The 23686-nt window shown below is 66.7% G+C and carries 19 protein-coding genes; 8 read left to right on the forward strand and 11 right to left on the reverse strand.

Translation table 11 applies throughout. The annotated features are described in order from the left end of the window. Positions 1–15: 15 nt before the first annotated feature. Entirely contained in the window at positions 16–876 is an 861-nt protein-coding gene (locus L1787_RS09670) for a 2-keto-4-pentenoate hydratase (RefSeq protein ID WP_235708597.1), read from the forward strand. 11 nt (positions 877–887) lie between these two features. Here L1787_RS09670 and dhaK read toward each other — a convergent pair whose 3' ends face one another. Both dhaK and dhaL read right to left on the reverse strand, forming a co-directional pair. Continuing rightward, entirely contained in the window at positions 888–1868 is a 981-nt protein-coding gene (gene dhaK, locus L1787_RS09675) for a dihydroxyacetone kinase subunit DhaK (RefSeq protein ID WP_235708598.1), read from the reverse strand. 24 nt (positions 1869–1892) lie between these two features. Beyond that, entirely contained in the window at positions 1893–2513 is a 621-nt protein-coding gene (dhaL, locus tag L1787_RS09680; protein WP_235708599.1) for a dihydroxyacetone kinase subunit DhaL, read from the reverse strand. A gap of 184 nt (positions 2514–2697) precedes the next feature. On the opposite strand from dhaL, the gene L1787_RS09685 reads away from it, so the two are divergent. Further along, positions 2698–4089, forward strand: coding sequence for an FAD-binding oxidoreductase (locus L1787_RS09685; RefSeq protein ID WP_235708600.1), 1392 nt, complete (start codon positions 2698–2700; stop codon positions 4087–4089). 21 nt (positions 4090–4110) lie between these two features. Here L1787_RS09685 and L1787_RS09690 read toward each other — a convergent pair whose 3' ends face one another. From L1787_RS09690 to L1787_RS09705, 4 genes are all read right to left on the reverse strand, one after another. Beyond that, on the reverse strand, positions 4111–4509 hold the full coding sequence (locus L1787_RS09690) for a response regulator (protein WP_235708601.1): 399 nt from the start codon (positions 4507–4509) through the stop codon (positions 4111–4113). Between the two features lie 302 nt (positions 4510–4811). Next, positions 4812–5417 (reverse strand): exopolysaccharide biosynthesis protein, encoded by a 606-nt coding sequence (locus L1787_RS09695; protein WP_235708602.1) that lies wholly within the window; start codon positions 5415–5417, stop codon positions 4812–4814. A 155-nt stretch (positions 5418–5572) separates the two neighbouring features. Continuing rightward, positions 5573–8680 carry an efflux RND transporter permease subunit gene (locus tag L1787_RS09700; RefSeq protein ID WP_235708603.1) on the reverse strand — a complete coding sequence of 1036 codons (3108 nt, stop codon included), beginning with the start codon at positions 8678–8680 and terminating at the stop codon, positions 5573–5575. Beyond that, positions 8680–9840: an efflux RND transporter periplasmic adaptor subunit gene (locus L1787_RS09705; protein ID WP_235708604.1), complete on the reverse strand. Its 1161-nt coding sequence runs from the start codon at positions 9838–9840 to the stop codon at positions 8680–8682. The genes L1787_RS09700 and L1787_RS09705 overlap by 1 nt, the downstream gene beginning before the upstream one ends. Positions 9841–10214: 374 nt before the next feature. Between L1787_RS09705 and L1787_RS09710 the strand changes: the two genes are divergently transcribed. Beyond that, positions 10215–10961 carry an SDR family oxidoreductase gene (locus tag L1787_RS09710; RefSeq protein WP_235708605.1) on the forward strand — a complete coding sequence of 249 codons (747 nt, stop codon included), beginning with the start codon at positions 10215–10217 and terminating at the stop codon, positions 10959–10961. Positions 10962–10968: 7 nt separating this feature from the next. Here the strand turns inward: L1787_RS09710 and L1787_RS09715 are convergent, their stop codons facing one another. Next, a complete protein-coding gene (locus L1787_RS09715) occupies positions 10969–12240 on the reverse strand; it encodes a glycosyltransferase (protein WP_235708606.1) in 1272 nt (423 codons plus the stop codon). Positions 12241–12682: 442 nt separating this feature from the next. On the opposite strand from L1787_RS09715, the gene L1787_RS09720 reads away from it, so the two are divergent. Continuing rightward, on the forward strand, positions 12683–13954 hold the full coding sequence (locus L1787_RS09720) for a glycosyltransferase (RefSeq protein WP_235708607.1): 1272 nt from the start codon (positions 12683–12685) through the stop codon (positions 13952–13954). A 12-nt stretch (positions 13955–13966) separates the two neighbouring features. Here L1787_RS09720 and L1787_RS09725 read toward each other — a convergent pair whose 3' ends face one another. Next, entirely contained in the window at positions 13967–14575 is a 609-nt protein-coding gene (locus L1787_RS09725; RefSeq protein WP_235708608.1) for an exopolysaccharide biosynthesis protein, read from the reverse strand. Positions 14576–14600: 25 nt separating this feature from the next. Continuing rightward, a complete protein-coding gene (locus tag L1787_RS09730) occupies positions 14601–15623 on the reverse strand; it encodes a TerC family protein (RefSeq protein WP_235708609.1) in 1023 nt (340 codons plus the stop codon). Positions 15624–16017: 394 nt separating this feature from the next. Between L1787_RS09730 and L1787_RS09735 the strand changes: the two genes are divergently transcribed. The 3 genes from L1787_RS09735 (at position 16018) to L1787_RS09745 (ending at position 19508) form a co-directional block, all read left to right on the forward strand. Next, on the forward strand, positions 16018–16941 hold the full coding sequence (locus L1787_RS09735) for a dienelactone hydrolase family protein (protein ID WP_235708610.1): 924 nt from the start codon (positions 16018–16020) through the stop codon (positions 16939–16941). Between the two features lie 155 nt (positions 16942–17096). Further along, complete coding sequence (locus L1787_RS09740) at positions 17097–18200, forward strand: alpha/beta hydrolase (protein WP_235708721.1); 1104 nt, start codon at positions 17097–17099, stop codon at positions 18198–18200. 174 nt (positions 18201–18374) lie between these two features. Next, positions 18375–19508, forward strand: coding sequence for an alpha/beta hydrolase (locus L1787_RS09745; protein ID WP_235708611.1), 1134 nt, complete (start codon positions 18375–18377; stop codon positions 19506–19508). On the opposite strand, the gene L1787_RS09750 is transcribed toward L1787_RS09745, so the two are convergent. Continuing rightward, entirely contained in the window at positions 19498–20592 is a 1095-nt protein-coding gene (locus tag L1787_RS09750; RefSeq protein WP_235708612.1) for an AI-2E family transporter, read from the reverse strand. The two genes, L1787_RS09745 and L1787_RS09750, sit on opposite strands and share 11 nt — an antisense overlap. 332 nt (positions 20593–20924) lie before the next feature. Between L1787_RS09750 and L1787_RS09755 the strand changes: the two genes are divergently transcribed. Then, positions 20925–22592, forward strand: coding sequence for an FAD-dependent oxidoreductase (locus L1787_RS09755; protein ID WP_235708613.1), 1668 nt, complete (start codon positions 20925–20927; stop codon positions 22590–22592). A gap of 85 nt (positions 22593–22677) precedes the next feature. Here the strand turns inward: L1787_RS09755 and L1787_RS09760 are convergent, their stop codons facing one another. Further along, entirely contained in the window at positions 22678–23682 is a 1005-nt protein-coding gene (locus L1787_RS09760) for an ABC transporter permease (protein ID WP_235708614.1), read from the reverse strand. Positions 23683–23686: the final 4 nt, after the last annotated feature.

The following is a 23686-nucleotide window of genomic DNA, read 5'->3' on the forward strand; positions in this document are numbered from 1 at the left end:
AAATTGGGGGGCGGCATGGCGAAGTGGGTGATTGCAACGGTTCTGGCCCTGGCGGTCACCCCCGCCGCAGCGCAGTCTTCGTGCGGCGTGTTCGACTTTGCCGGCCCCTATGCGGACGCCTATTTCAAGGCCGCGCCCTATCCCGAGGGCGCCAAGGCGGCCGAAATGATCCGCACCATCCCGGACGGCGCCTGTCATCAGGACAGGCTCCTTCCCCTCCTCTCCGAAACACTCGGCCCGGTGATCGGCTACAAGGCCGCCGCCACCTCGCCCGGCGCGCAAAAGCAGCTCGGACTCGACGGGCCGGTCCTCGGCGTCCTCTTCCAGGATCAAATGCGCCGGAGCGGCGCCACGGTGAAGATCGCCGAAGGCGCGCGGATGATCTTCGAGCTCGATCTCCTCGTCCGCGTGAAGAGCGATGCGATCAACCAGGCGAAAACGCCCGAGGAGGCGCTCGCCGCACTCGATGCGGTGATCCCCTTCATCGAGCTCGGCGACCTCATGACGCCGAAAGGCGTCGAGGTGAAGGGCCCGCTCCTCCTCGCCATGAATGCGGGTTCGCGGGCCGGCGTCATGGGCGAGCCCGTCCCGATCGACGGGATGACAGCCGACGACCTCCTCGCCATCAAGGGCCGGCTCTCACGCGGCGGAACGCTGCTCGCGGAGGCCGACGCCTCCAACCTTCTCGGCCATCCGCTGGAGGCGGTCCTGTGGATCGTGAAGGCCGCCAATGCACGCGGGATGCCGCTCAAAGCGGGCGACCTTCTGAGCCTCGGCTCGATGGGCCGGTTCCAGATGGCGGCGCCCGGCCTTATCGAGGCCGTCTATGACGGCCTCGGCGAAGGCCCTGTCGGCGTGAGCCTCACCCTCCAATAAAGCGGAGGCCGCTACCAGCGAAGCGCGGCGGTATGGACCGGCGCGTCCCAGAGCGTCTTCATCTCCGCGTCGAGTTTCGTGAGTGTCACCGAGCAGCCCTGCATCTCGAGCGAGGTGCAATAGTTGCCGACGAGCGAACGGGCGATCGTGAGGCCCTCTTTCGCGCACAGCTTCGCCACCGCCTCATAGACCAGATAAAGCTCGAGAAGCGGCGTCCCGCCCATCCCGTTGACGAGCAGAAGAACCTCCCCCTCGGGGGCAATCTCCTTCTGGATGGCGCGGAACATATCCTCGACCAGCGCATCGACTGGGCGGATCGTCTCGCGCCGCCGTCCCGGCTCGCCGTGAATGCCGACGCCCATCTCGATCTCGTCCGGGCCGAGATCGAACGTCGGTCGGCCGGCCGCCGGCACCGTGCAGCTCGACAGCGCGACCCCCATCGTGCCCGAGGCGGCGTTCACCCGGTCCCCCAGCGCCTTCAGCGCAGCGAGATCGTCGCCCCGCTCGGCGGCAGCGCCGACGATCTTTTCGACGATCACCGTCGCCGCGACGCCGCGCCGGCCCTGGCTGTGGGTCGAGCTTTCCACCGCCACGTCATCATTGGTGAGGATGGTGGCGCTTTCGCCGTCGAGCATCTCCGCCGCCATCTCGAAATTCATGACGTCGCCGGCATAGTTCTTCACGATGAAGAGCGTGCCGGCCCCGCCATCGACGGCCTCGGCGGCGACGATCATCTGATCGGGCGTCGGGGAGGTGAAGACCTCGCCGGGGCAGGCCGCGTCGAGCATTCCGGTCCCGACGAACCCCGCGTGCATCGGCTCATGGCCCGAGCCACCGCCGGAGACGAGCGCCACCTTGCCCGGCCGGCCGCCGCCCCGGCGGATCACGTAACGCGGCTCCTGCGAGACCTCGACGAGATCGGCGTGCGCCTTGCCGAAGCCGGCAAGGCTCTCCGCGAGCACGGCGTCGGCCGCGTTGATCAGCTTCTTCATGGATCCTCCCCTTTTTCGGCGTTTCTACCGCGCTTCGACGATCGCGCGAATGATGACGTAGGAGGACATCGCGCCCGGATCGACCGTGCCGATCGCCCGCTCCCCGAGAAAGGCGGCGCGGCCATAATGGGCCGTGAGATCGCGTGTCGAATCTTTGCCCGCCGCCGCCGTCTCGACGACGCGCGCGCCGAGCGCGGCGGCATCCTCGCCCGCCGCCGCCCCCGCTTTGAGGGCCTCGGCGACCGGAATCAGGACGTCGAGCATCGTCTTGTGGCCGAGGCCGGCCTTGCCGCGCTTCTGGATCGCGGCGACGCCGTCTTCGGTGAGACGCGCGACAGTCTCCGCCGTCCACGGCGCATCGATGCCCTCGGTCTTCGAGGCGGCGAGGAAGAAGCTCGAGATCAGCGGACCGCTCGCGCCGCCGATCGTCGACATCAGCTTCATCGCGATCGCTTTCAGCGCCTCGCTCGGCGTCTTGCCGTCCAGCTCGGGGGCGAGGGCGATGATCGTGTCGGCCCCACGCCTGATATTGATGAAATGGTCGCCGTCCCCGATCGCCCTGTCGAGATGCTCGATCTCGCTCTCGTTGGCGACGATCGCCGCCCGCGCCGCCTCGGCCGCCTTGATAATGGTCTCGGTCGACATTCGCTCCGCCCGCCTCACTCGTTCCGTCCGCCGAGCCTTCGTCGCTCGGCGCCGGATGGTCAACCGCACGGCCGCATTCCGGCTCTGAACCGACCGTGAATTGTTCCATCGCATGGCGCATATGATGCGCTAAAGTGGCAGGACGAGAGGGCCGCAACGCCCCGCTCGCGCCGGGAGGATAAGCTTGAACGAAACGTTGATCGCCAGCCTGAGGGAGCGTCTCGGGCCGAAAAGTGTGCTCACCGGGGACGACATTCCGCGCCGCAACTGGGCCGACGAGACGAAGCTGGAGCCGGTGCGGCCCGCCGCCCTCATCCTGCCTCGCGACACGATGGAGGTGTCGATCGCGCTGCGCCTGTGCAACGAGGCGGGCCAGGCGGTCGTCACGCAAGGCGGCCTCACCGGCCTCGCCGCCGGCGCCCACCCGATGGCGGGCGAATTCGCGCTGTCGCTCGAGAAGATGAAGGGCATCGAGGAAATCGATCCGGTCGCCGGCACCCTCACCGCGCTCGCCGGCACCACACTCGCCGACGTCCAGGCGGCGGCCGAGCAGGCCGGCTTCCATTGCGGGATCGACCTCGGCGCGCGCGGTTCCTGCTCGATCGGCGGCAATGTCGCGACCAATGCCGGCGGCAACCAGGTGCTGCGCTACGGGATGACGCGCAAGAACATTCTCGGCCTCGAGGCGGTGCAGGCGGACGGGACGATCCTCACCTCCCTCAACAAGATGATGAAGAACAATACGGGCTATGACTGGACGCAGCTCCTCGTCGGCTCGGAGGGAACGCTCGCCGTCATCACCCGCGTGGTGGTCGCGCTGCATCCGAGGCCCAAGGCCGTCGAGACCGTCCTCGTCGCCCTCCCCTCCGCCGCGTCCGCGATGACGCTTCTGAAATGCCTCGAAGAGACGTTCGGCGCCGGCCTCATGGTGTTCGAGGGGATGTGGAGCGAGTTCGTCTCCGTCGCGACCGAACAGCTCGGCATCGTGCGCCCGTTCGCCGAGGAGCACGACCTCATCGTCCTCGCCGAGATCGCGCCGGGTGGCGACAATCCGGCCGAGGCGGTGGAGGAGGCGCTCGGCGCCCTTCTCGAAGAGGGAATCATCGTCGATGCGATCATCGCCCGCTCGGGTGGCGACGCGCAGCGGCTCTGGAGCTATCGGGAAAGCGTCTACGAGTATCAGCGCCTGCACGCGACGCAGATCGGCTTCGACATCTCGATCCCGCGCCCCGCGATCGGCGATGCGGTGGCCGATCTGCGCGCTTTACGCGCGGCGCACTGGCCGGGCGCCCTGCAGGTGGTCTTCGGGCATATCGCCGACAGCAATCTTCACATCGTGATCGGGCCGCGCACCCCCGGCGGCGGGATCGACGCGGCGGAGACCAAAGCGGTCGAGACCGGAATTTACGATATCGTGCGGCGGCATCACGGCTCGATTTCGGCCGAGCACGGGATCGGCCGCGCGAAACGGCCCTATCTCGCCCATAGCCGCACCGAGGCGGAGCTGAAATTGATGCAGGCGATCAAGGTGACGCTCGATCCGAAGGGGATCCTCAACCAGGGCCGCGTGATCTGACGCGGCGCGTCGGCTCGGCGCTCAGTTCGGGGCGGGCATTTCCGTCCCCTCGCCCTTTCGGACGAAGCGATCGACCATGGCGAGCAGTTCTTGCGGATCCCATGGCTTGGACAGGCGCTGCGCGTTCGGGTAGTTGCGCAGAACCTCGCTGCCGGCCGGCGTATAGCCGGACACGAAGACGATCGGCGTGCCGGTGCGCGTCAGGTACTCGGCGACCTTCTCGCTCGTCCGGCCTTCGCCGAGATTGACGTCGAGGATCGCGAGCGTGAGCTCGGCGCTCTTCAACGCGTTCAAGGCCTCATCGGCATCGGCATACGGGCCATGAATCGTATAGCCCGCATCCTCCAATAGATCGGCGAGATCGAACGCGATGAGCGCTTCGTCTTCGACGATGAGGATTTGGTTCAGTTTACGATCCATCGTCATTTCCCTATTGCCGCAGTGCCCTGGCGCGGTGTTGTCGTAACGGATCGATCGTCCTCCAGCAGACCGGCCTGAGGATTGCCGGACTGCAATTGTCTCGAATATATAGGAGTAAAAACCAATCCCTGACCACAACACTCCGCAGGCAAAGCGCGCGGACTGACCTCTTATTCTAAGTTTATGCGCAAACGCGCAATCCTTAACTATTCTTGCGATGATAATCTTCTCAAAGGAATTGCACAAGGGATAGCTTGACGCGGGCGGTGGTCGCAGCACACGTCAGAAGGCCAGCGAAGCCGTCAGGTCAGCCATCCGACGACTTCCGGCACGACGAAGCCAATGAATCCAATCCCAGCCGCGAGCGATGCGACCAGCCCCGCGAGGGCGAGAAGGCCGTCGCGAGCAAGCATCGCGAGGGCGAACAGCGCGATGATGGCGGCCGTCAACGTGCTCGTGAGCGGTAGGATTTCCATCGGGGGCATCGTGAGGGCGAGCGCCGTCGAAATCAGCGCCATCGCGATGACCATCCCGCGGTTCACGAGAAAGGTGAGCCGCGGGCGCACCAGCCTGTCGAACCGGCTGATCATCGGCTCGGCCCGGCCGACCACTCTCGTGAAGCGATCGCGCGAGATGCACACGCGCAAAACCCGCCGCGGCAGCCAGATCCGCTGTCGGCCGGCCAGGAACTGGATGCACACGAGCACGATCACGATGGCCGCAATCGTCGGCGCACCGGGAATGCCGCTGATCGGGGTGACAATGATGGCACTCGGAAGCAGCAACAACGCCGCGAAGGAGCTTTGGCCGACAGCATCCAGCGCGTCTTCCACGCTGATCGTGTCGCCCTGACCCGCCTCCGCGACCTGCCGAAACAGCGTCACAAGACGACCCTCGACGAACTCCACGCAAAACCTCCGTCACTCTACACGTGCGTGGCGGGGCTTCCCGTCGCGCCAAGCTCCGCCGTCTCTTAAACGGTCCGGCTGCCCGTGGCGTTCACATAGTGGCACCCGCTGCGACTTCACAGGGGGGTGTGTGCGGCGCGCCACGCACCGGCCCTCTACTCGGCCGGCGCGGCGGGTGGCCGGTGCTTCGTCTTGACGCCGTCGAGCTCGGCCTCGATCGCGCGGGCGATCGCCGAGCGCGGTCGGGTGAGGCGGGCGAAGATGTCGTAGAGGACGGGAATGACGAAGAGGGTGAGCACGGCGGACACCAGAAGCCCGCCGACGATCACCGTGCCGATCGCAATGCGGCTTTCCGCCCCGGCCCCGGTCGCGATCACCAGCGGAACGGCGCCGAGTACGGTGGAGATCACCGTCATCACGATGGGACGCAGGCGCAGAACGGTCGCCTCGATCACCGCGTCGCGGACGCCGTGCCCCTCGTCGCGAAGCTGATTGGCGAACTCGACGATCAGAATGCCGTTTTTCGCCATCAAGCCGATCAGGAGAATGATCCCGATCTGACTGTAGATGTTGAGCGACAGCCCGGCGAAGGACAGCGAGAACACCGCCCCCGCCACCCCGAGCGGCACCGTCAGCATGATGACGATCGGGTGGATGAAGCTTTCGAACTGCGCCGCGAGCACGAGGAAGACGATGAGGAGCGCGAGCGCGAAGGTGGTCGCGACGCCGCTCGACGTTTCCTTGAATTGCTGGGACTGGCCAGCGAGACCGAGCCGCGCCTCCGGCGGAAGCGTGGCGGCCGCCGCATCCTCCATATAGGCGATCGCTTCCCCGAGGCTGTAGCCGTCGGCGAGGGAGCCTTCGATGGTGATCGAGGGCAGGCGGTTATAGCGGCGCAGCTCCGCCGCCGCGGCGGTGTTCGACACCTCGACGAGGGAACTCAGCGGAACCAGCGTTTCCCCGTCGCCCGCGCGCACGAAGATAAAGTCGATATCGGAGGGCGAGGCGCGGTCACTGTCCTCGGCCTGCATCAGGACCGGATATTCCCGCCCGCGATCGACATATTTCGTCACCTCACGGGAGGCGAGGAGCGTCTGCAACGTGCCGGCGATGGTCTCGACCGAGACGCCGAGATCGTCGGCCCGCGCCCGGTCAAGGGAGATGTCGAGCTGAGGCTGATTCTCCTCATAGTCCATCTCCATGTTGGTGAGGTTCGGATTCTCCTGCGCCTTGCGCAGCAGTTCGTCCGCCCAGACCTTCACGCTCTCGAAATCCGGCCCGGAGACGACGACGCGCAGCGGCGTCCGACTGCCGCGCAGGCCGAGGCCGGCCGGCGTCACCGGGAAGCCGCGCGCGGCGGTGACGTCGCGCATGCCGGGCGCCATCGCGGCGACGATTTCGCGGTGATCGCGGTCCCGCTTATCCCAATCGGCAAGGCGCAGGACGACGAACGAGCGGTTCGGCCGCCCCCAACTGCCCGAGAAGGTGAAGATCGTGGCGACGTCGCCCGCCTCACGCATCGGCTCGGCGATCTGCTCGACCTGACGGGCGGCGATGTCGGTATATTCGAGTGTGCTGCCTTGCGGCGACGTGAGCGGCACGAAGACGACGCCGCGATCCTCGCTCGGCGTCAGCTCCTGCGGCAGCGTCTGATAGACGAAGCCACCGGCGACGGCGACGGCAATCGCGATCGCGAGGACGACGAGGGGCAGCTCCACCGCACGCTGCACGGCGCGGCGGAAATTGCGCGTCACCCAGCCCTCCGATCCGCCCTCGCCGATCGAAACGGTTCCGCCACGCAGAACCTTGGAGGCGAGCGCCGGACACGCCGTCAACGCGACGAAGGTGGAGATCGCGACGGCGCTCGCCATCACGAAACCGAATTCGGTGAACAGCCGGCCGACCTGCCCGTCGAGCATCGACAGCGGCACGAACACGGCGATCAACGTCAGCGACGTCGCGATGACGGCGAACGTCACCTGACGCGAGCCGAGCACGCTCGCGACGAGCGCACTTTCGCCCGAATCGATCCGCCGCTGGATGTTTTCGAGCACGACGATCGCATCGTCGACCACGAGACCGATGGCGAGCAGGAGCGCGAGCAGCGTCAGGACGTTGATCGAAAAGCCCATCGCCGCGATCAGCGTGAAGGTGCCGATCAGCGCGATCGGGATTGTGATCGCCGGAATCAGCGTCGCGCGCCAGGAGCGCAGGAACGCCATGATGACGAGCACCACGAGAACCAGCGAGATCACGAGCGCGCTCACCACCTCCTTGATCGAGGCGGCGACGAAGATCGCATCGTCGGAGCCGACCTCGATCGCCATTCCGTTGGGAAGGCCGGCGGACAGCGCCTCGATTTCGGCGCGGACGCCGTTCGAGATGGCGATGGTGTTCGACTGGCTCTGCCGGATGACGGACAGCCCGACCGCGACCGTCCCGTTATTGCGCACGATCGTCGAATCTTCGGCGACGCCGGACACGACGCGGGCCACGTCCGTCAGGCGGATCGGATAGCCCGCCACCCGATCGATCACGACGTTCGAGAAGGCCTCGACCGTCGGAAGGCGGCTGTTGAGGCGGACGGTGAGCTGACGCGCGCGCGATTCGATCTCGCCCGCCGGAAGCTCGACATTGGCGCGGCGCAAGGCTTCGGCGATATCGGCGACGGTGAGATTGCGCGCCGCCATCGCCCGCCGGTCGAGCCAGATCCGCACCGCGAACGGACGATCACCATAAAGATCGATGCTCGCAACGCCCGGAACGGTCGCCAGCCGGTCGACCACGTATCGGTCCACATAGTCGGTGATCTCGGCCGGCGTCATGCGCGAGGAGGTGACCGCGAGGCGCATCACCGGGTCGCCGTCGGCATCACTCTTCACGACCTGCGGCTCTTCGGCGTCGTCCGGCAGATCAGCCCGGACACGGGCGACGGCGTCGCGCACATCGTTCGCCGCCTCGTCGATATTGCGGCCGACCTCGAACTCGACGGTGATCGAGCTACGACCGCGGCGGCTCTGCGAGGACAGGGTCTTCACGCCGGAGATGCCGGCGATCGAACTCTCCAACACCTCGGTGATGTCGGTGTCGACGATTTCGGGCGCGGCGCCGGTATAATTGGTGCGCACCGTGACGATGGCGGTGTCGATGTCCGGAAGCTCGCGGATCGGCAGTTGGGCGAGCGCGCCGATGCCGAACACGATGATCAGAAGGCTCGCCACGGCGGCGAGCACGGGCCGGCGGATGGCGAGATCTGAGAGCATCAGGAACGGCGCTCCTCTCGCTCGTCGGTGGCGTTGGCGGCGGCGGGGGCGCTCGTCTCCTCGGGTTCGTTGAGGATGCGCACCGGCGCCCCGTCGCGCAACGATTGAACGCCCCGCGAAATCACGACGTCGCCGGGCGCGACGCCCTCCATGACCTCGACCATGCCATGCCGGCGCACACCCATCGCGATGGGCCGCTGCTCGGCCTTGTCGTCGACCACGACATAAACGAACGTGCCGCCGCCCTCGACCGTCACCGCCTCTTCCGGGACGGTGACATTCTGCCGGTCCCTCAAGGCGAGATCGATGCGCATGAACATACCGGCCGGCAGCGCCCGGTCGGCGTTGGGGATCCGGGCGCGGACGCGGAAGGCGCGAGATGCCGGCTCGATGCGGCTGTCGACGCCGATCACAGTGCCGGTGAAAACGCGGTCGGGAAAGGCCGCGCTCGTCGCGGCGACGCGCTGGCCGTGCACGATCTGGCCGTACACCGTCTCCGGCAGGCGGAATTCGATCTCCACCTCGGACAGGTCGTCGAGCGTCGTCAGCACGGTGGAGGTGTCGACGCGGGCGCCGAGATCGACCGAGCCGATACCGAGCACGCCGCCGAACGGGGCGCGCACGGTCCGGTCATCGGCCCGGCGGCGAGCCCGCTGTACCGTCGCCTCGGCGACGAGTTGCTCGGACCGGAGCTGATCGAGCGTCGCGCGGCTGACGGTCGAGGAGTTGTTGCGCAGGAGCGATTCGGACCGTTCGAGCGCGCTCCGCTTTTCGTCGAGCAGCGCCTCGGCTTCGCGCAGGGTCGCCTCTTCGATCTCGATATCGAGCCGGGCGAGCACGTCACCGGCCGCGACTTCCTTGCCGGGCGCGATATCGAGCTCGACGATCCGCCCCTCGGCCAGCGGCACGATGTCGACCGACTGGAGGGCGCGGGTCGTGCCGACCGCCTCGACCGAGATGTCGATCGTATCGAGCGCGGCGATCTCGACCTCGACCGCGACGGAGCGGGCCTCGGCGGAGGGAGCCGCGCCGGCCGAACCGCTCGCCGTGGCTTGGGGCTCGGACGCGCCGGGGTTCGAGTGGTCCCGATAAAGGACGTAGCCTCCGCCAACGAGCACCACGAGCGTGGCGAGGATGACGATCTGACGTACCAACCCCATGGGTCCTCCGTGCACCAACCCGGATGCGGATAGAGACAGTGAACATGCCGATGATCCGCACGCTCGCCATGGCGGACAGAGGCAACTATCGAGCCAACGACTGCGCAAGGCAATCGGACAAATCACGCACATGACGTCCGAATGGACGCCTCGCCGATCGAAGGCCGAATGTGTCGTATGCACCTGTCTCAGGGATGAACGTCACGGTGTAAAAGCGACGCGGTATCGGAAACGTGAAGTGCGCACGCAATCATCGCCCCGCTGACGTGGACGGATCGCGGCGCGCGCCCCGTCCGCGCGTTTCACGTGAAAAAATCGTGAAGACGATGTTACCGTCGACGAAACGATCCGACGTCGGGAGGCACAACGGTCGCATGAGCAAAGTGATGATTGTGACGGGGGGCAGCCGCGGGATCGGCGCCGCCACCGTGTTGCGTGCGGTGCGGGCCGGCTACCGCGTCGCCTTCAGCTACGCGAGCGACGAGGCGGCGGCGGCCCGCATGGTCGCCGACGCCGAGGAGGCCGGCGGCCAGGCGATCGCGGTGCGCGGCGATATGGGCACCGAGGAGGGCGTGCTCGCCCTCTTCGCCGCCTCGGACGAGGCGTTCGGCCCGCCCGACGTCCTCGTCAACAATGCCGGCATCACCGGGCGGATCGTCCGCGTCGCCGACATGACCTTCGACGAGGTCCGGCGCCTCATGGACGTCAACGTCACCGGCGTCCTGATCGCCTCGCGCGAAGCGATCCGCCGCATGTCGACCGCGATGGGCGGGGAAGGCGGATCGATCATCCATCTCTCCTCCCGCGCGTCGCTGCTCGGCGGCGGTGGCGAATGGGCCCACTATGGCGCGAGCAAGGGCGCGATCGACACGCTGACGATCGGCCTCGCCCGCGAAGTCGGCGGCGAGGGCATCCGCGTCAACGCGATCCGGCCGGGCCTCATCGACACCGAGATCCACGCGCGCGCCGGAGCGCCGGACCGGTTGGAGCGCCTGCGCTCGGGCGTCCCCCTCGGGCGGGCGGGCACGGCGGCGGAAGTCGCCGAGGCGGTGATCTGGCTCGCCTCGGATGCCGCCTCCTATGTGAGCGGCAGCTTCATCGACGTCAGCGGCGGACGTTGACGAGGCGTCAGTTCGGCGGCGGCGTTCCCGGGAGCGCCTCCTCGACATAGCGCACGATATCGGCGAGCGCGGTCTCTTCGGCCATCGCCTCGCCGAGGCGCTTGGCGCGCGCCGCGGTCTCGGCCGACAAAAGCGGGCCGAGATGCGCGACAAGGCTCTCCCGCGTCAACGCCTTGAAGCGAACATGATCGCCGACGCCGATCCGCTTCAGCCGCTCGCCCCAGAAGGGTTGGTCGACCGTGAAGGACGTGACGAGCGTCGGAAGCCCCGCCCCGGTGCTCGCATGGGTCGTTCCCGCCCCGCCATGGTGGACGGTCGCGACGCAATGCGGAAAGAGCCGCTGATGGTCGACATGGCGGACCGAGAAGAGATCGTCGTGCTCCCCTTCACTGAAGGACGACCAGCCCGTCGACAGGATCCCCCGCATTCCGAGATCCTTGAGCGCCCTCTGGAGAAGCGCGACCGTCGCCGCCTCGTCGGGCACGGCCATGCTGCCGAAGCTGAAGAAGATCGGCGCATCGCCGCGCGCAATCCAGTCGAGCAGCGCCGGGCTCGGCGCGACGCTGCCCGTCCGGTCGCGCAGCGCCGGCGGGGCGACGATCGCCCCCGGCTGGAAGGCGCCGCCGCCATAGTCGCCCGGCATCGGCACGATGTGGCGGCTCCAGGCGATCGCGGCGGGCCTGTTCTCGGCGACGACATCCATGGCGAACGGCGCCTTGGTGGCGGCGAGACCGTGCCCCATGCGATAGGGGTCGATCACGGATTTGACGCCGCGCGCGAGCTGGCGAAGCACGAGATCGTAGCTCGCGCGATTGAGCGGACCGAGCGACCGGGTGGTCGCCATCGGACAGGGGAAGGCGCGCGTCGGTAGCCAGGGAAACAGCGTGATCGGCAGGATCGGAATGCGCCGCACCGCCGCGACGGCGGCCGGCAGGTTCATTCCGACCTGCATCGTGATCATCGCGTCCGCGCCTTCGGCGGCATCGGCGATCGCCTCGAGGGTCGCCGCCGAGTCGCCTTTGATCTTCGCGATCAGCGTCTTCACCTGCCCGATGATGCGGCCGGAGCTGATCGCTTTCTGGATTTCGGGCGAATTGAGAAGCGACTTCGCCTGATACGGCAGAGCGATGGTCGGCACGCCCGACGCCTCCACCCAATCGACCTGATCCGACGGCACCGCGAGACGCACATCGTGGCCGCGCGCCATCAAGGCGTCTGCGATCGCCAGTTGCGGCTCGACATCGCCGCGTGTTCCGACCGCGAACGCTACGATTTTCATACGTCTCACTCTCTTGACCGGCCGGGAACGGCGTTATGCGATGGGGGCGAAGAGACGGAACTCTCGCGGCGATTCCCGCGAACGGCGCCTCGCGGAACCCGCCCCGCATAACGCACCTTGCTCGCCAATGGCGATGCCTTCTTTGCCGCCTGCCGCAGATCGGGCCGACGTGGCGGCAACGCCCCCTGCCGCGCACCGAGGATAAGTGCGTCTTTTTCCAATATTCCCGCACTCAAAACTTGCGCAGATCTGCATTCTTAACCAATATTGCACTGCACACTCTCAGTATTCTAATTTTATCCGACGATGCAGCAATAGTTTTATCCTCTTTCCTTCTAAATTCGAAGAATAATCGATTTACTGTTTCTAGAAAAATGCGCCAGCCCATCTGAAATATTCCGACATCACACCCATTTTCATCATTTATTTCAAAGCTTGCCTCATGAAAATTTTGACCTTTGCCATCGGCTCGCGTGGCGACGTCGAGCCGGGCCTCATCGTCTCCGCCGCGCTGCGGGATCGCGGACATGATGTCCGGCTCGTCGCGCCGTCTGATCAGATCCATTGGATCGAGCGCTCAGGCGTCTCGGCGGTCGCGCTGCCGCAGGGGGCGAAGTCGGTTCTGAATTCCGCCGATGTGCAGGATTCCGTCAGACGCAGCGGCTTCGTCACCCAGGCGATGACGATGATCTCCAAGATCAAGCACGAGACCGCGGCGGCGATCCACCGCGTCGACGACGCCGCGGAGGGCGCGGACGCGATCCTTTCGATCCATCCGGGCGTCGCAATCCCGGCCGCCGTGGCGGCAGCCCGGCGCATTCCGCTGCTGACGATTTCATTGTCGCCGTGTATGCCGACGCGCCGGTTCGCGTTTCCGGCCGTCACGCGGCATCAACTCGGGCCGGCGACGCCGCTCACCTACAAAGTGCCGTTCAACCAGCTCTTTCGCAGCGTGCGCCCGATCGTCAACGCCTATCGCGCCCGCAATGGCCTCGCCCCGGTCAACCGCTCCCATCTCGTCGATATCGTGGAGCGCGACCGCCCCGCCGCCATCGCCTGGAGCCGGCACCTCCTCCCGATGCCGGACGATTACGGGGCCGGCGCGTTTCAGGCCGGCGCCATCAACGCGCCCACCGACCTCCGCGACGCCACCGGATGCGGCGGCCCCGACGCCGCGCTCCTCGAATGGATCCGCGCCGGCGATGCGCCGGTCTTTCTCAGCTTCGGCAGCATGTTCGTCGCCGATATTCCGAGAACGATCGATGCCGTCCAGACGGCACTCGCGACGCTCGGGCTTCGCGGCGTGTTCGTCGCCGGGTGGTCGGACCTACCGGAGGGGCCGGTGGGCAACCTTTATTGCGTGCGGCAGATCGATCATCAGCGCCTGTTCCCGCTCTGCCGGGTGGCCGTCCATCATGGCGGCGCCGGAACCACCCATGCCGCGCTGCGCACCGGGATTCCGAGCCTCGTCACCGCGTTCATGTTCGATCAGTCTTTTTGGGGCCGCCATCTCGCCCGTCTCGGGGTCGGTGATCACATGGTTTTCAAGGCGCTCACGGCCGAGACGCTCGCCGCAAAGCTCGCGCCGCTGCTCGAACCGGCGGTCACGCTCCGCGCCCGGCGGATCGGCGAGGCCCTGCGCCGCGAAGACGGGCTGGCCGCGATCGTCCGCTATACCGAGGAGACGCTGCCGTCGACGCCGCCTCCCGATTGAGGCCGGCCGGCTCTACACCGCCTGAACGACGACATGGGCGAGGCCCACCAGGAGGGCGCCATAGGCGATGACCGAGATCACCCCCACGGCGATGCCGAGGAGAAGGACGAGCCCGTCCCGCTCCAACAGGCCGAAGCCGACGAGGGTGATCGAGATGGCGGGCGGCCAATTGCCGAACGGGATCGGCAGCACCAGCACGAAGGCCATGAGGAGCACATAGACGCCGATCAGCCGCTCGATGCCTCGATAATTCAGCCACAGGCGCGGCCTGACCAGGCGCTCCAATCGGTTCAGCCACGGCGTCATGCGGGTGACGAGGCCGGCGAAGGTCTTCCGGTCGAACCCGCGATTGGCGAGGATCGCCGGCAGGTAGGGCCGGCGAAAGCCGAGGATCATCTGGCCGGCGAGATACATCAGCGGAAAGCCGAACACGGCCGCCGCGCCGGGCGGCATCGGAAAGAGATTCGGCAGCGCGAACATCAGGATGAGAGCGGCGAAGGAGCGCCGCGACAGCACCTCCGCGATCGCCCCGATGGTCACGCGAGGGCCCGCCGTCCGTGCCATCTCCGCGAGCATGTGCGACAGGCTCGGCTCGCTGTGAGCGACGACCGCCGCGCTCATGGCAACGGACGATGACCCGCGGCGTTCATCGACGCACGGGGTCGGCATCGCCGGAGCTGACCGCCGTCCCATCCTCGTCTTCGACGTCCGGCGTCCCCTTCACGAGCGAGAGGATGATGCCGCCGGCGAGGATGCCCAACGTGATCGACAGCGACCATGCAGGCGGAATTTTCGTCAGCCCCAGCGCGTCGGCGACGAAAATCTTCGACCCGATGAACACGAGGACGATCGCGAGCGCGTGGGAGAGATACGTGAAACGATGCAGCAGGGCCGCCAGCGAGAAATAGAGCGCGCGCAGGCCCAGAATGGCGAAAATGTTGGAGGTGTAGATGATGTAGGGGTCGGTCGTGATCGCGAAGATCGCGGGAATCGAATCGACCGCGAACACCATGTCTGCGAACTCGATCACGACGAGGGCGAGGAAGAGCGGCGTCACGTAGGTGAGCACCTTGCCGGTCGCCGTGTCCGGTTTTCGCACGAAGAAGCGCTCGCCGTGGAGCTCCGGCGTCACCCGGCAGCGGCGCCGCATGAAGCGCAGCACCGGATTTTGCGAGACGTCATACTCGTCATCGCCCGTCCAAAGCATCTTCACGCCGCTGAAGATCAGGAACGCGGCGAAGATGTAGAGCACCCACTCGAATTCGGTGACGATCGCGACACCCGCGCCGATCATCAACGCACGCAGGACGATCACGCCGATAATGCCCCAGAGGAGCACCCGTCTCTGCAACGATCGTGGAATGCCGAAATAGGCGAATATCAGCGCGATGACGAAAATATTGTCCATCGCGAGACTTTTCTCGACGACGAACCCCGTCAGGTAGAGGACGGCGGCTTCGTCCCCCATGTGATGCCAGACCCAGCCGCCGAAGGCGATGGCGACTGTGATGTAGAAGGCGGAGAGCAGAAGGCTCTCTTTGACGCCAATTTCGTGGGAGTGCCGGTGGAAGACGCCGAGATCGAAGACGAGAAGGACAACAACCAGAAGAAGAAACGCAAGCCACATCCAAACCGGCTTGCCCATCACGTCGACGAGTAGGGTGTCCAAAGCGAAACTCCATTCCGCCAAATCAGAGTGGTCCCACCATTGACTGTGGCGCGACCCATCCTGCCGACGAGCGGCCTCCGGCGGTCCAACGGACCTTCACATGGCGACGCTCAGGCAAGCCCACAAGGTCCAGAAGAGGCTATCGCGCCGCGCGCCCCGATCGTTGCGGATATGCCACGCCGGGTTCGAGCCAATCCTCGAAACCCACCGCGTGGCGGTGCGATTTCCAATCGGTCGGGGCTGCTCAGTCGTGTCGTCCTCGCCCTAACGTCGCATTGGACCGCAACGTTCCCGCGAAAACGCACCTCACCGCTTTCGCCGAAGCCGCCGAGGCACTACAGCCGGGCCGAGGCCGCCCGAACGCGGCGGCACGAACGACGGACGGAGCGGATACGTGGGACGATTCTGGCGCACGAAACAGGGACGGCGCGTCCGAATCGGGCTGATCGTGTCGGCGGCGATCATCGGCTTCGCGCTCGCCGCCACCATCGGCAACACGGTCGCGCATTATTTCGGGTGGACGGTGGAGCGGCTCACGCCGTCGGCGCTCTCCAATCTCATCAGCCCCGCTTACCGGATCACCAAGCCGGCAGGCGACGGCCCCTTCCCGACCGCCCTCCTCTATTCGGGGTGCGACGGCCCGCGTGACAACATGGACCTTTGGGCGAGCCGTCTCGCCCAAGAGGGATGGGCGTCCGTCATCGTCGACAGTCACGGCCCCCGCGGCTACGACGATTATGAGATCTGGCGGCTCATCTGTGTCGGTCAGATGTTCATGGGCTCCGAGCGCGCCGGCGACGTCCTCGTTTCGATCGACGATGCGCGGCGGATGCCGTTCGTCGATCCCGAGCGGATCGCGCTCATCGGGGCCTCGCACGGCGGCTGGTCCATCATGGACTTCTTCGCCCTCGATCCTCCGAACCGGCTGCCCTTCAATCTCTCGCGGTCTCCGGCCGGCTTCGGCGAGCGCGGCATGGACGGGATCGTCGCCAGCATTCTCGTCTACCCGTGGTGCGGTCCCGCGAACCGCGCGACGAAAACCGGTTGGCGCCACGCCGCGCCCGTTCTCTTCCTCCTCAGCCGGGACGACATCATCGCCCCCTCGGACGACTGCCTCGCCATCGCGAACATCCTCGAGGACGAGGGCGTGCCGGTGGAAACGCACGTCTTCGAGGACGTTACGCACGGCTTCGATCAACAGGGGCGGTCGGCGCTCAGCACGCTCGTCTATGACCCGGAGGCGACCGAGGAAGCGCTCGACCTCGCCGTCGCATTCCTCCACGCCGCGATCGCGACGCCGGGCGCGTCCGCCCGCTGAAAGACACGGGCTTTTCGCATGTCAGGCATGGCCGTGGCGCGCCGGGTCCTATAGTGGACGTCATACTTCACCGATAGGATGAAGGCGGATCGACACGTCCCACCCGCGACACGCCGGGTCGGAGGCGCACGGAGCGAAGGAGCCCCTCGGTGGACATGATCACGAACCTCTTGGGCTCGCTCACGGTGGAGATGCGCGCCATCATCGGCGTGGCCGCGCTTCTCCTCGTCCTCGTGATCCTGATCGGGCTGACGTCGCTGGTGATCCGGTTCCGCAACTCGGTCATCCTGTGGCTCTTCGTCCTCGCCGCCTTTCTCGCCTACACGATGCTGATGCCGGTCGAGACCGAGAGCCTCGCCTCGCAAGCCCACCCGGAGAGCGAGTATGCGGCGGCGGTCGATCGGTTCGAGCGGGAGAAAGCGCGCAACGCGGAGCCGCTCAACCCGCTCTGCCCCTCGCAGCTCCTGACCCATGGCCAGAAGACCGACCGCGTGGTCGTCCTCTTCCACGGCGTGTCGAGCTGCCCGCAGGCCTTCGTCGATTTCGCGCCGATCCTCTTCGAGGAGGGTGCCAATGTCCTCATCGTGCGGATGCCGCAGAACGGCTTCGCCGACCGGGCGACAGATGCCCTCAAGAACCTCACCGCCGAACAGCTTCGCGAGATGGGCGACGTTTCGGTCGATATCGCGGCCGGTCTCGGTGAAGAGGTCGTCGTGGTCGGCATCTCGGCGGGCGGCACCGTCGCCGCCTGGGCCGGACAGAACCGGCCGGAGGTCGACCGGGTCGTCCTCCTCGCCCCGTTCTTCGGGCTCGCGAATTTCGGGCCGCAGATCAACCTCGCCCTGATGCGGGCGATGCTCGTCCTTCCGCATTTCTCGATCTGGAAGGATCCCGTTCTGCGCGAACAGTTCGAGGGGATGCCGCACGCCTATCAGCGCCAGTCGACGCGGGCGACCGGGGAGATCATGCGCCTCGGCCTCGCCGTCTACCGCCAGGCCGAGGAGACGGCGCCGGCCGCCAAGCAGGCCGCCATCGTCACCAACGCGGCCGATACGGCGGTCGACAATTCGATCACCCAGCTCCTCGCCGACGCCTGGGCGGCGCACGGCATGGACGTCGTTCGTTACGAGTTTCCGGCGAGCGACGAGCTCGGCCACGAGCTCATCGATCCGCTCGAGCCGGGCGCCAACCCGGAGCTCACCTACCCCCTCATCCTCCAGATGATCGACGACCCGAGCACCGCCCAGCGAGTGCAATAAAGCCGCGCCTCGGCGAGAACCCGCACCGGGTCGCCCGGCTCCGGCCATTTCGCGCTTTCCCACCCGCGCGATCCCGCTCATCAATGAGGCGATCCCGTGTCGGCCGAGCGGCGGACGGAACCGGCGAGAGCCAGTTGGAAAGGCCGGAGGTCGCGCTCCGGAAGGTGGGTGTTTGTGCGCGTAATCGTATGTCTGTTGCTTCTCGGCCTCGCGGCGTGCGGCGGCCCCCCGGCCGCGATCATCGGCGTCGACGGTATCGCGTTGCAGGCAGCCAACGTGCCGGGCGCGCATATGGTGCCGGTCTATGTCGCGACCAGCCGGGCCCAGTCCGACAACCCCCGCCTCCTGTTCTCGGGCGAACGCAGCGACTCGGTGTCCTATGCGCGCCTCGTCGTCTCCGTCCCGCCGAACCGGCCGATCGGCGAGGTGACGCGCGCCTCCACCCTTCCGCCCGACCCGCGTCAGCATTTCGTGGTCGTCAGCGCCGAGGTTTTCGGCACGCAGGCCGAATTCGTCGCTTCGATCAACAAGGACCTCGCGAACCGACCGGCGAGCAAGCGCAACGTTCTCCTCTTCGTACACGGGTTCAACACGGACTTCCCGTCCGCCGTCACGCGCACCGCGCAATTCGCCTATGACAGCCACTATCCGGGGATCCCGGTGCTCTTCAGCTGGCCCTCGCGCGGCCGCACCATCGACTATGTTTACGACATGAACAGTGCCCTCCAGTCGCGCGACTCGCTGATTTCGACGATGCAGGCGCTGCGCGAGACGAACGCGACCTCGTTCGACCTCCTCGCGCACTCGATGGGCAATCTTCTCGTCGTGGAATCGCTGCGTCAGATGGCGCTTCTCGGCCATTTCAAGACCACCAAGCGCGTCGGCAGCGTCATGCTCGCCGCGCCCGATATCGACATCGACCTCTTCCGCCGGCAGCTCGCCCCGCTGCCGATGCGCGATCCGCCGATATATGTGATGACGTCCGCCAACGACCGCGCCCTTGCGCTATCGCGCAGCATCGCCGGCGGGGTCAGCCGCGCCGGCAACACCGATCCCGAGAAGCTGGCCGAGCTCGGCGTCAACGCGGTCGACGTGACGCGGGTGCACGACGGCGATTCGCTGCAACATTCGACCTTCGCCCAGGCGCCGGAGGTGGTGCAGCTCATCGGCCGCTATCTCGGCAGCACCGGCGACCTCGACGAGGATCCAGACAACCCGGTCGACGGGGTTCGCAACGTCCTTCTGGAGATCACCCTCGTGCCGGCCCGCATCGTCGGCGGAAACCGCATCCTCCTCGTCAACGAATAGGGAGCGCGTCGCCGGTGTCCCCGCCGGCGCTCTGATCGGCGAGCGCGTCGAGTTCGGCGTCGGTGAGGCGCGGCGGCAGGCTCCCGTCGGACGACAGGGCGATCGCGACCGGTCGCCATTCCTCCCGCTCGGCACAGACGATGGCGATGATGGTGAGCACCGGCACGGCGATCAGCGCGCCGGTGATGCCCCACACCGCGCCGCCCGCGAAGACGGCGAACAGCACCACCAGCGGGCTCAGATTGAGCGATTTGCTCATCATCTGGGTGAGGATGACATTGCTGCAGGTGATCTGCACGATCCCGAGCACCACACCGACGATCAGCACGGGCTCCAGCGTTCCGAATTGCAGCAGCGTCATCGCGGTGGGCAGCGCGATGCCGAACAGGGTGCCGATCGTCGGAATGAAGGAAAAAAGCAGGACGAGGACCGACCAGAACAGCGGCGCATCGACCCCGAGGAGCGCCAGCAGCACATAGGTCGGCACCGCCTGGAGCATCCCGACGAAGACCTGAACGCCGAGAAAATCGTCGACACCGTGCTTCACGGTGCTCATGAAGCGCCGGATATGGCGCTCACGGACCGGCTCGCCGGCGAAGGCGGCGATTTTCTTGTCCATCGCCTCCACCTCCACGAAGATAAAGACGACGTAGACGAGCACCCCCATCAGCGCGCCGAGATAGGCGGCGGTCGATCCGGCGATCGACAGTGCGAAACTCGTCAGCTCGATCCGGCCGAGCAGTTCGGACACGCTCATATGCTCGGTGAGACCGATCATGTCGCCGCCCATTTCGAGCCAGTGGTCGAGGTTCTGCTCATAGATCGCCCGGTTGGCGTGAAGCTGGGCAATGTTCTCCGCGACGAAGACGCCGAGCGTCAGAAGGATGATCACCACGCTCGAGGCACCGATGATGCGCACCATCGTCTTGCCGCGACGGAAACGGGCGGGCAGAAGGCTCGTGATCTTGCGGGTCGAAGCACTGAGAACCAGCCAGAACAACAGCCCGACGGCCAGCGGTTGAAGGACGTCCCGTGCCGTGATCAAGATCCAGATCACGGCCGCGACCGTCACGGCGATGCGCATCCATGTCTCCTCGGGTTCGCCAAGACGGGCGATCGTCCGATCCGTCTCTGCGATGCTCGCAAATCCCGTTTGATGCAACCCTCGGACCATTCAAGGTCCAGCGCTCGGGCGGCTTCGCACGCACATTTCGAGGATTCGGACAAACGCGTCGCTGTCCGCAATCGGCCTCGTCCTTGGAAGACGCGCAGGACCGGCGAGGCGGCCGCCACCCCCACCGACGGGGCGGACGCCGAACACCCGGACGCATGATATAGAAGCAGCGCCGTGGACGGCCCTGCCCCTCGCGCTGCGAGCGGGCGGCGATCCCACGAGCCCATACGAGGATAGGATCGATGAGCGAACCCCTCTATCCCGCCTCCGACACGCGCCTTGCGCAGCGCTATCCCAAACTCTCCAGCGACGAGATCGACCGCCTCCGCCGCTTCGGCACGGCGGTCCATTTCGATGCCGGCGACACCATTGTCTCGATGGGGGAGACCGGGCACGGCCTCGCCGTCGTCGTGTCGGGGATCGTCGCGATCTCGCGCCGCAACGGGGATGTGTGCGAGACGCTGGTCAACCATTCCAACGGCGACTTTGTCGGCGAGCTTGCCCAGCTCCGCGGACGCCCCTCTTTGTTCGACGCAACCGCCACCACCGATGTGGAGCTGATCCGCATCGAGCCCGACCGGCTGCGCGCGGTCCTCATCGCCGAGGCCGAACTCGGCGAGACGATCATGCGCGCGCTGATCCTGCGCCGGGTCAATCTGATCGAGATGGGAGCCGGCGGGCCGATCATCATCGGGCGCGCCGATGGGGGCGACGTCGTCCGCCTCACGGGGTTTCTGCGCCGCAACGGGCACCCGCATCGGACGCTCGATCCCGACACCGACGCCGAGGCGGGCGCCGTCCTGCGCCAGTTCGCCGTCGATCCGGGGGACATGCCGATCGTGCTGTGCCCGAGCGGCGATATTCTGCGCAATCCGAGCGAGTACGACCTCGCGCGGTGTATCGGCCTCCTCACCCGCAGCGCCGAGCCCCACCTCTATGACGTCGCGATCGTCGGCGCCGGACCGGCCGGACTCGCCGCCGCGGTCTATGCTGCCTCGGAAGGGCTCTCGACGATCGTCCTCGATTGCCGCGCCTTTGGCGGACAGGCCGGCGCGTCGGCGCGGATCGAGAATTATTTCGGCTTTCCGACCGGGATCAGCGGCCTCGCCCTCACCGCGCGCGCCTACAATCAGGCCCAGAAATTCGGCGTCGAGTTCGCCATTCCGGAAGAGGTCGTCGGGCTCGACGAGCGGGCCGGCGGCACGAAGACGCTCCGCCTCGCGAGCGGCGGCACGGTCGAGGCCCGCGCGGTCGTCGTCGCCAACGGGGTGGATTATCGCCACCTCGCCGTGCAGCGTCTCGACGAGTTCGAAGGCGGCTGCGTGCATTATTGGGCCTCTCCGATCGAGGGGCGGCTCTGTTATGGGCACGACGTCGTCCTCGTCGGCGCGGGCAATTCGGCCGGGCAGGCGATCGTCTATCTCGCGAGCAAGGCGACGCGGGTGCACGTCCTCGTCCGCGGGCCGGACCTTGCCTCCTCGATGTCGCAATATCTCGTGGACCGGATCGAGAGCCAGCCGAACGTCAATGTGCTCACGCGAACCGAGCTCAGCGCGGTCGAAGGGGTGGACGGCACCCTGTCGGCGGTGCGCTGGCGGGCGAAGGATGGCCGCGAGGGGGCGATCGACGCGCGGCATCTCTTTCTCTTCATCGGTGCCGAGCCGCGCACCGGCTGGCTCGCCGGAACCGGCGTCGCGTTCGACGATCGGGGCTTCATCCTCACCGGCGTTCGGTCCGGCGCCCCCTCGCCGCTCGCAACATGCCGCGATGGCGTCTACGCGATCGGCGACGTCCGGGCCGGATCGACGAAGCGGGTGGCGGCGGCGGTCGGCGACGGGGCGCAGGTGGTCGCCGACCTTCACGTCTATTTCCGGGACACGGCGCAGCTCGGCGAGCCGGCACGCGCCTGACCGCCGCGTTGCGTGCGGGCCATGACGCCCCCGGCCGCACCCCCACGCGGGCGGCGCGGCTGGCGGCGCTCCGAGCCCGCCTTCATCAGGACGGGACGGGATCGGCCGCGCCGCCCTGCTTGGCCTTGTGGGCGCGCACCGCGAGGCGCCGCGCCCTTCGGCTCTGGAGCTGCTGATCGGTGAGGACACCGAGCAGGATCACCGTGCCCATCACCGCGAAATTCAACGATGTCGGAATGCCGAGAAGGTTCACGAGATTCTGCAGCACCTGAAGGAGCACCGTCCCGAGCACGATGCCCATGATCGACCCTTCGCCGCCCCGCAACGAGCATCCGCCGAGGACCGCCGCGGCGATGCCGTAAAGCTCATAGAAGCTGCCATGTGCGGAGGGTTGGACCGAGTAGGTGTAAAAGGCGAGGAAGATCGCCGCGAGCCCCGCGAGCGCGCCCGAGATGATGTAGGCCGAGGCGATGACGATGCCGCTCGAGATGCCGGAATAACGCGCCGCCTCCTCGTTCTTGCCGACGGCGAAGAGATAGCGGCCGAACACCGATCGGTGGACGACCACCCCCATCACGAGCGCGATGATCACGAAGGCGATGAAGGTGTGCGGCACGCCGAAACTGCGGCCAGAGGCGAGCCATTCCAGCGTGTCGAAGCCGCCGCCATAGCCGAAGCCGATCGTGGCATCGTTCATGTAATAGCGCGCGATCCCGCGATAGATGAGGAGACCGCACAAGGTCACAACGAAGGGTTGCACGTTGAAGCGGGTGACGAGGATGCCGTGGATCGTGCCGAACGCCACGCCGCAAAGGATCGCGACGAGGACGCAGAGCGGCCAGGGCAAGCCGACATTGGCGAGAAGGTCGATGAAGATCACACCGATCAGCGCGAACATCGAGCCGACCGAAAGATCGATGCCGCCCGTCATGATGACGACGCCGATGCCGATCGAGAAGATGCCGAAGAGCCCCACGAGGTTGGCCATGTTGCCGAGATTGACGGGCGACAAGAACACCGGATTGAGGATCGCGGTGATGCCGCCGACGATCAGGATCAGCACGAAGAGGCCGAGGTCTTTCTTCTGCATGGTG

The organism is Acuticoccus kalidii (assembly GCF_021556395.1).
GTDB classification, from domain to species: domain Bacteria; phylum Pseudomonadota; class Alphaproteobacteria; order Rhizobiales; family Amorphaceae; genus Acuticoccus; species Acuticoccus kalidii.